Here is an 8,041-nt window from a genome sequence, read left to right as displayed (position 1 = left end):
GTGTTTCGACATCCAGACCATGACGCTCTGGTCCGGTTTGCCGGTCCTGCGGGCGACGCAGCGGCGGCAGGCCCACCGGATGGTCGCGACGCAAGCGAGCTGATGTGGGAGTTCTGCGGCATGGCCCGGACGGACGCCGGGCTGCGCAAGGCACTCGAGCGCATCCCGCAGATCCGCGAGGAGTTCTGGCGGCGCATCAAGGTGCCGGGGACCGGCGAGGAGTTCAACCAGTCCCTCGAGAAGGCCAACCGGATCGTCGACTACCTGGAACTGGCCGAGCTGATGTGCCTCGACGCGCTGCACCGCGCCGAGTCCTGCGGCGGTCACTTCCGGGAGGAGTCGCAGACGCCGGACGGCGAGGCCGCCCGCAGGGACGACGAGTTCGCCTACGCGGCGGCCTGGGAGTTCACCGGCACCGGGGACGCCCCGGTGCTGCACAAGGAAGACCTGGTCTTCGAGTACGTCCACCCCACCCAGCGGAGCTACGCATGAAGCTCACCCTGCGCGTCTGGCGGCAGAAGAACGCCGACGCCGACGGCGCGATGTCCACGTACGAGGTGGACGGCATCTCCAGCGACATGTCCTTCCTGGAGATGCTCGACACCCTCAACGAGGAACTCATCCTGCGCGGCGAGGACCCGGTCGCCTTCGACCACGACTGCCGCGAGGGGATCTGCGGCGCCTGCTCCCTGGTGATCAACGGGGACGCGCACGGGCCCGAGCGGACCACCACCTGCCAGCTGCACATGCGGTCCTTCCAGGACGGCGACACGATCGACATCGAGCCGTGGCGGGCGTCCGCGTTCCCGGTGATCAAGGACCTGGTCGTGGACCGGTCCGCGTTCGACCGGATCATCCAGGCCGGCGGGTACGTCACCGCGCCCACCGGCTCGGCGCCGGAGGCCCATGCCACGGCGGTGCCGAAGGCCGACGCCGACTTCGCGTTCGAGCACGCCGAGTGCATCGGGTGCGGGGCGTGTGTCGCCGCCTGTCCCAACGGGGCGGCGATGCTGTTCACGTCCGCCAAGGTGAATCACCTGAACGTGCTGCCGCAGGGGGCGCCCGAGCGGGAGACGCGGGTGCTGGACATGGTGGCGCAGATGGACGCGGAGGGGTTCGGGGGGTGCACGTTGGCGGGGGAGTGCGCGACGGCGTGCCCGAAGGGGATTCCGCTGGTGTCCATCACGAGCATGAACAAGGAGTGGCTGCGGGCTGCCCGGAAGGCGGGGAAGAGGTAGCGCAGTTCCAGGACGTTCGCCGAAAGGTGCGGACGGGCGGGGTCGGGGTCGGTGCTCTCCGGCCCCGTCTCGCGTTTCCGGGTGCCGTCGGGTCCCCCGGCATTCAGCAGTCCCACATCCACGGGTCCCGCGCATGTCACGCCGAGTCCAGCCTGCCACGGAAGAAAGCAGGTGCAGATTTCCTCAGCTTCCGCTCGGCGCAGGAGACCTCCATGACCGCCATGCCCGCCTCACCCCCCGCCCTCGCCGCCCCGCCCGGGGACGCCGGCTATCTGGTGCAGCTCGCCCGTGACGAGGACGACGTCCGGGCCGCACAGCGACTGCGCCACCACGTGTTCGCCGGAGAGATGGGCGCCCGGCTCGACGGGCCGGAACCGGGCCTGGACGCGGACGCCTTCGACGCGTACTGCGACCACCTCCTCATCCGCGAGGCCCTCACCGGCGAGGTCGTCGGCACCTACCGGCTGCTGCCCCCGGAGCGCGCCGCGGTCGCCGGCCGCCTGTACTCCGACGGGGAGTTCGACCTGTCCCGGCTCGACGGCATCCGCTCCGGACTGGTCGAGGTCGGCCGGTCCTGTGTGCACCCCGCACACCGCGACGGCGCCGTCATCGGCCTCATCTGGGCCGGCATAGCCCGCTACATGGTGGACCGCGGCCACGAGTGGCTGGCCGGCTGCTGCTCCGTCCCGCTCGCCGACGGCGGCACTCTCGCCGCCGCCACCTGGGACCGGGTCCAGGCCAAGCACCTTGCCCCGGAGGAGTTCCGGGTACGGCCGCTGCGGCCCTGGGTGCCCGACGGCCCCGCTCCCGAGGGCCGCGCCGAACTTCCCGCGCTGCTGCGCGGCTATCTGCGCCTCGGCGCCTGGGTGTGCGGCGCGCCCTCGCACGACCCGGACTTCGGGGTCGCCGACCTGTACGTGCTGCTGTCGATGCGCCGGGTCAACGCGCGCTATCTGCGGCACTTCCTCTCGCTCGTCCCGGCCTGATGAGCGTCTGGCTGCCCAGCGCGCCCTGCACCCCGGGCGCGTGTGTGGAACGCGCGGGGTCCCGCACGGCCGTACCCCGGGCCGTGCTGCGGTTCGCCGCGGTCGTGGTCCTGATGCTGACCGCGATCGCGCTGCTCCCGCTCGGCGGGAGGATCCCCGCCGAGTGGGTGCGGCGGTTCTGCCGGCTGCTGGTGCGGGCCGCGGGCGTCCGGGTCCGGCTCACCGGCAGCGCGCCGGGCACCGGCGGGGTGCTGCTCGTCGCCAACCACATCTCGTGGCTGGACATACCGCTGCTGGCCGCCGTCCGGCCGGCGCGGATGCTCGCCAAGCAGGAGATCCGCGCGTGGCCGGTGGCCGGCGCGCTGGTGGCCGGGGCCGGGGTCCTGTTCATCGACCGCGACCGGCTGCGCGCGCTGCCCGGCACCGTCGCCCGGATCGCGGGCGCGCTGCGGGAGGGGGCCGCGGTGGTCGCCTTCCCGGAGGGCAGCACCTGGTGCGGCCGGGCCCAGGGACGCTTCCGCCGGGCCGTGTTCCAGGCCGCGCTGGACGCCGGCGCGCCCGTGCAGCCGGTGCGGCTGCGGTACCGGCTGGCCGCGGGAGGGGCCAGCACGGTGCCCGCCTATGTCGGCCAGGACACGCTGCTGGCCTCCCTGTGGCGGGTGGTGTCGACCCGTGGCCTGGTGGCCGAGGTGGACGTACGGCCGTTGATACCGGCCGGCGGCCACCCGGACCGGCGCGCCCTCGCCCGAGCCGCCCAGCCGCCGGCCCACGAGCCGGCCTGGACGCACGCGGTCCTGGTGAACCCCGAGCCGGGTGCCCAGTGGCCCGTCTCCCAGTGGAGCCTGAGCAGGTCGACGCCGTAGCCACTGCCGTCGGAGCCGGAAAGGCCCGGACGGGCGAGCTCCCGACGGGACGCGGTGACGTCCTGGGCGCGTCGCTCGGACCGCCGGGGCGCTGTGACGCCTTGCCGGAGGTCACCGGCCGAGGACGCGGGAGAGATAGGGAGCCGTGACACTGCCCTCGGCCCGCGCCACCTCGGCCGGCGGACCCGCCGCCACGATCCGGCCGCCCCGGTCGCCGCCGCCCGGCCCCAGGTCGATCACCCAGTCGGCGCCCGCGACCACCGACATGTCGTGCTCCACGACCACGACGGTGTGCCCCGCGTCGGCCAGCCCGTGCAGCTGCCGCATCAGCACCTCGACGTCTGCCGGATGCAGTCCCGTCGTCGGCTCGTCCAGGAGGTAGAGGGTGTGACCGCGCCGACCGCGCTGCAACTCGTTGGCCAGCTTGATCCGCTGGGCCTCGCCGCCGGACAGTTCCGTGGCGGGCTGCCCCAGGCGCAGATAGCCGAGCCCCACGTCGAGCAGGGTGGCCAGGCTGCGCGCCACGGCGGGGGTGTCCGCGAAGAACTCCGCGGCGCTCTCCACCGTCAGGTCCAGCACGTCGGCGATGCTCCGTCCCCGGTACGACACCTGGAGCGTCTCCGGGTTGTAGCGTGCCCCGCCGCAGTCCGGGCAGGGGGCGTAGGTGCTGGGCAGGAACAACAGCTCCACACTGACGAAACCCTCGCCCTGGCAGGTCTCGCACCGGCCGCCCGCGACGTTGAAGGAGAACCGGCTCACGCCGTAACCGCGTTGCGCCGCCTGGTCGGTGGCGGCGAACACCTTCCGTACGACGTCGAACAGGCCGGTGTAGGTGGCCAGGTTGGAGCGCGGGGTGCGGCCGATCGGCTTCTGGTCGACCGACACCAGGCGACCGACGCCGGTCAGCTCCTCGGTGATCTCGCCGATGAGTGTCGACTTGCCGGATCCGGAGACCCCGGTGACCGCGGTGAGGACGCCGAGCGGGAACTCGGCGGTGACCTCGCGCAGGTTGTGCCGGGTGACCGGCCCGACCCGCAGGGAGCCCGTCGCCGGCCGTGGACTGCGCGGCGGCACGGGGGACTCGTCGAAGAGGTAGCGGGCCGTGGCCGACCCGGCGACCTTCGCCAGCTCCGCCACCGGTCCGCTGTGCAGCACCTCCCCGCCGTGCTCACCGGCGCGCGGGCCCACGTCCACCAGCCAGTCGGCGCCACGCATCACGTCCAGGTGGTGCTCGACCACGAACACCGAGTTCCCGGCCGCCTTGAGCCGTTCGAGGACCCTGAGCAGCGCCTCGGTGTCCGCCGGGTGCAGCCCGGCCGACGGCTCGTCCAGGACGTACACGACACCGAAGAGCCCGGAGCGCAACTGCGTGGCCAGGCGCAGGCGCTGCAGCTCGCCCGCCGAGAGGGTGGGCGTCGCACGGTCCAGGCTGAGATAGCCGAGGCCCAGTTCGACGACCGGGGCGATCCGGGAGGTGAGGTCACCCGTGAGCACCCGGACGGTCTCCGAACCGCCGGCGGCGCCGAGGATTTCGGCGAGTTCGGTCAGGGGCAACGCGACGAGTTCGGCGATGGTACGCCCCCCGAAGGTCACCGCGAGTGCCTCCGGCCGCAGCCTGCTGCCCCCGCACACCGGGCAGGGCGCACTGGTCAGGAACCGCTCCGCCCTCGCCCGCAGGGCCGGGCTCCTGGAGTCCGCGAAGGTCTTCAGCACATACCGGCGGGCACTCATGTACGTGCCCTGGTAGGGACGTTGGATGCGGTCGGCGTCCCGGACCGGGTGCACGGTGACCACCGGCTGCTCGTCCGTGAAGAGGATCCACTCCCGCTGCGCGGCGGGCAGTTCGCGCCAGGGCCGGTCCACGTCGTGGCCGAGGGCGTCCAGGATGTCCCGGAGGTTCTTGCCCTGCCAGGCGCCCGGCCAGGCGGCGATCGCGCCCTCGCGGATCGACAGCGAGGGATCCGGGACCAGCGACTCCTCGGTCGTACCGTGCACACGTCCCAGGCCGTGGCACCGAGGACAGGCGCCGACCGCCGTGTTCGGGGAGAACGCGTCGGAATCGAGCCGCTCGGCGCCCGGCGGATAGTCGCCCGCGCGCGAGAACAGCATCCGCAGGGAGTTGGAGAGGTTGGTGACCGTGCCGACCGAGGACCGGGAGGTGGGGGCGGAGCGGCGCTGCTGGAGCGAGACCGCCGGCGGCAGCCCGCTGATCTCCGCGACCCTGGGCGCCCCGACCTGGTGGATCAGCCGGCGCGCGTAGGGCGCGACCGACTCGAAGTAGCGCCGCTGGGCCTCGGCGTAGATCGTGCCGAAAGCCAGGGACGACTTCCCCGAGCCGGACACGCCGGTGAAGACGGCCAGCACGTCCCGGGGCACGTCCACGTCGACGCCCTTGAGGTTGTGCTCCCGGGCGCCACGGACGCGGACGAAGGGATCGTGGGGGCTGTGCATCGGGCGGGAACTCCGTGTCGGGGCGGGGCAAACCCGCCGATCGTAGCCCGTGGGTCCCCTACTGCGGAGGCGGGTTGCCCTGGTCGCGGCTCCGGTCGATGTAGTCGTCGGCCTGCTTCTGGCCCATGTCGACCTGGGACTGGTACTTGTTCCCGGTCCGCTGGTCGATCATGTCACCGCCCTTGTCGACGCCCCGCTTGGCCTGCTCCTCGTGGCCCTTGAGCATCCCCTTGAGCTTGTCCAGCATGGACATGGCAGCCCTCCTAGCTGGTTGCGGCTTACTCCCCAGCGTCACCGGCCCGAGCCGGGTCCGCATCTCGGCGGGTGTCGCCGTACGGGCCCGGCATGCCTGTGCCGGCTTGAACGGGCCGGGAAACAGGTCGCCGGCGGGTCCAGGAGGCCTGGAGGTCCACGAGCGCGGCCAGCCGCCGATAGGAGTCCAGGAGGGCGGTGCGGTCGTACGTGCTGGTGGTGACCAGTACCTCGTCCGCGGCGGTCTCCTTCAGGGCGGTCTCCAGCTCGTGCGCCACCTGGTCCGCCGTCCCGGCGATGTGGCCGGTGAGCCCCGACTCGTAGAAGTCGCGCTCCCTGGCGGTCATCGGCCGTGCCGCCACGGCGTCGGCCGGGGGCAGCGGGGGGAAGGTGCCGTGGGTGCGGGAGTACGCCGTCGACCACGCCTCCGGGACCAGCAGACGGCGGGCGGCCTCGGGGGTGTCGGCGACGGCTACCGTCCCCGAGATCACGACGTACGGCTCGGCGGCCCAGGCAGAGGGGCGGAAGCGGTCGCGGTAGCGGTCGATGCCGCGTCGCATCTTCTCCCGGTTGCGCAGATCGCCGATGACCAGGGGCAGCCCGGCACGGGCCGCGATGTCCGCGCCCTCGCCCATCGCCAGCACGAACGGCGGCACCCGCAGCCCCTGCGCGGGGCGCGCCCGCACACCGGTCGGCGAGGTCCCCTCGAACCAGCCGAGCAGCTCGCCGAGTTGGGCCGCGAAGTCCTCGGCGTCGCCCTTGTCGCGGCCCAGCGCCCTGCGCACCCCGTCGGTGAAGCCCACGGACCGGCCGAGGCCCATGTCGATCCGGCCCGGGTACAGCGACTCCAGCACCCCGAACTGCTCGGCCACGACCAGGGGCCGGTGGTTGGGCAGCATGACACCGCCGGTGCCGACCCGGACGGTCCGGGTCGCGCCGGCCACGGCGGCGGCCAGCACCGTCGGCGCCGAACCGGCGACCCCGGGCACCCCGTGGTGCTCCGACACCCAGAAGCGGTGGTAGCCGAGGGCCTCCACCTCCCGGGCCAGCGCCACGGTGTCCCGCAGCGCCTCGCCGGGCGTGTGCCCCTCACGGGTGCGCGAGCGGTCGAGGACGGAGAACCGGGTCCGGGCGATGCTTGCGTTCACAGGGGGTTCAACACCCGGGCGGCGCCAGGATTCCCGTCCTCCTGCCGACCGTCCGCCGGGGCCGGTCGCGCGCCGTTCTAGGGTTGCCGTGTGACAGAGAGCAGCAAGCGGCCGGTCGCCGTGTTCGACATCGACAACACCCTTGCCGACACCGCGCACCGGCAGCGGTTCCTGGAGCGCGGTCCCCGGGACTGGGACGCGTTCTTCGCCGCCGCGCCGCACGATCCGCCGCTCGCCGAGGGGATCGCGCTGGCCGTGGCGAACGCGGCGGAGTGCGAGATCGTCTATCTCACCGGCAGGCCCGAGCGCTGCCGCCGCGACACGCTGGACTGGCTCGCCGCCCACGGGCTGCCCGAGGGCCGGGTGCACATGCGGCGCAACGCCGACCGCAGGCCCGCCCGGCACACCAAGCTGGAGATTCTGCGCCGCCTCGCCGACCGCCGGGAGGTCCGCGTCCTGGTCGATGACGACGAGCTGGTGTGCGACGACGCCGAACGGGCCGGGTTCACCGTCGTGCGGGCCCGCTGGGCCGACCGCTCGGCCGCGCTGGAGCAGGCCCAGGAGGGGGAGGGGCGGACCTGAGCCGGCCGCGCCTCAGTCCCCGTCGTCGATGCGGAAGCCCACCTTCAGGCCCACCTGGTAGTGCTCGATCTGCCCGTTCTCGATCTGGCCCCTGACCTGCGTCACCTCGAACCAGTCCAGGTTGCGCAGGGTCTGGCCGGCGCGGGCGACACCGTTGCGGATGGCCTGGTCGAGGCCTTCGTGCGAGGTGCCGACGATCTCGGTGACCCGGTAGGTGTGGTTCGTCATCGGGAAGCTCCTCTCGTCGTCACTCCACCGTGCCGCACGCGGAAGCGGAACGCGAGATGTCGGTTCCGAACAGCTGACAGGCCTTGACCCTCGGCATTGGTCCATACCAAAATCTCGTACACCCGTACGGGCACCCTTGCTCGTTCCCCCACGTCGGGCCCCTTCGCTGTCCACCCAGACAGAACAGGACCCCCGCAGTGAGACGTCGTCGCCCGCTCGCCCTCGTCTGTGTGTCCGCCGCCCTGCTGAGCGCCTGCGGAGTGCTGCCGGGCAGCGGGGGCGGACGGCACACC

At 73.0% G+C, this 8,041-nt stretch carries 8 protein-coding genes and 1 pseudogene; 5 read left to right on the top strand and 4 right to left on the bottom strand.

Going from position 1 to position 8,041, the window contains the following annotated elements; genetic code table 11:
• Positions 1–96 precede the first annotated feature (96 nt).
• From ABZ646_RS34380 to ABZ646_RS34365, 4 genes and pseudogenes are all read left to right on the top strand, one after another.
• Positions 97–492 (top strand): annotated as a pseudogene (locus ABZ646_RS34380) (fumarate reductase/succinate dehydrogenase flavoprotein subunit); the annotation flags it as partial.
• The gene (locus ABZ646_RS34375; protein ID WP_360527799.1) at positions 489–1,238 is read left to right on the top strand and encodes a succinate dehydrogenase/fumarate reductase iron-sulfur subunit; all 750 of its coding nucleotides are present in this window, start codon (positions 489–491) and stop codon (positions 1,236–1,238) included. The pseudogene ABZ646_RS34380 and the gene ABZ646_RS34375, both read left to right, overlap by 4 nt.
• A 221-nt stretch (positions 1,239–1,459) precedes the next feature.
• Positions 1,460–2,224 (top strand): GNAT family N-acyltransferase, encoded by a 765-nt coding sequence (locus ABZ646_RS34370; protein ID WP_360527802.1) that lies wholly within the window; start codon positions 1,460–1,462, stop codon positions 2,222–2,224.
• A complete protein-coding gene (locus ABZ646_RS34365) occupies positions 2,224–3,087 on the top strand; it encodes a lysophospholipid acyltransferase family protein (RefSeq protein ID WP_360527796.1) in 864 nt (287 codons plus the stop codon). Before ABZ646_RS34370 ends, ABZ646_RS34365 begins: the two co-directional genes overlap by 1 nt.
• Before the next feature lie 111 nt (positions 3,088–3,198).
• On the opposite strand, the gene ABZ646_RS34360 is transcribed toward ABZ646_RS34365, so the two are convergent.
• The 3 genes from ABZ646_RS34360 to ABZ646_RS34350 are packed head-to-tail and all read right to left on the bottom strand — an operon-like array spanning position 3,199 to position 6,938.
• Complete coding sequence (locus tag ABZ646_RS34360; RefSeq protein ID WP_360527793.1) at positions 3,199–5,538, bottom strand: excinuclease ABC subunit UvrA; 2,340 nt, start codon at positions 5,536–5,538, stop codon at positions 3,199–3,201.
• 58 nt (positions 5,539–5,596) lie between these two features.
• The gene (locus tag ABZ646_RS34355) at positions 5,597–5,791 is read right to left on the bottom strand and encodes an antitoxin (RefSeq protein WP_360527790.1); all 195 of its coding nucleotides are present in this window, start codon (positions 5,789–5,791) and stop codon (positions 5,597–5,599) included.
• Positions 5,792–5,816: 25 nt separating this feature from the next.
• Positions 5,817–6,938 (bottom strand): LLM class flavin-dependent oxidoreductase, encoded by a 1,122-nt coding sequence (locus ABZ646_RS34350; RefSeq protein WP_360527787.1) that lies wholly within the window; start codon positions 6,936–6,938, stop codon positions 5,817–5,819.
• A 90-nt stretch (positions 6,939–7,028) separates the two neighbouring features.
• Between ABZ646_RS34350 and ABZ646_RS34345 the strand changes: the two genes are divergently transcribed.
• Positions 7,029–7,520 carry a hypothetical protein gene (locus tag ABZ646_RS34345; protein ID WP_360527784.1) on the top strand — a complete coding sequence of 164 codons (492 nt, stop codon included), beginning with the start codon at positions 7,029–7,031 and terminating at the stop codon, positions 7,518–7,520.
• Between the two features lie 12 nt (positions 7,521–7,532).
• Here ABZ646_RS34345 and ABZ646_RS34340 read toward each other — a convergent pair whose 3' ends face one another.
• Entirely contained in the window at positions 7,533–7,748 is a 216-nt protein-coding gene (locus ABZ646_RS34340; protein ID WP_132888014.1) for a dodecin, read from the bottom strand.
• Positions 7,749–8,041 lie beyond the last annotated feature (293 nt).

The sequence above is a fragment of the Streptomyces sp. NPDC007162 genome, from assembly GCF_040634175.1.
Classification (GTDB): domain Bacteria; phylum Actinomycetota; class Actinomycetes; order Streptomycetales; family Streptomycetaceae; genus Streptomyces.
Note: the sequence above shows the minus strand (reverse complement) of the source record. Positions and strands in the feature narration are given on the sequence as shown.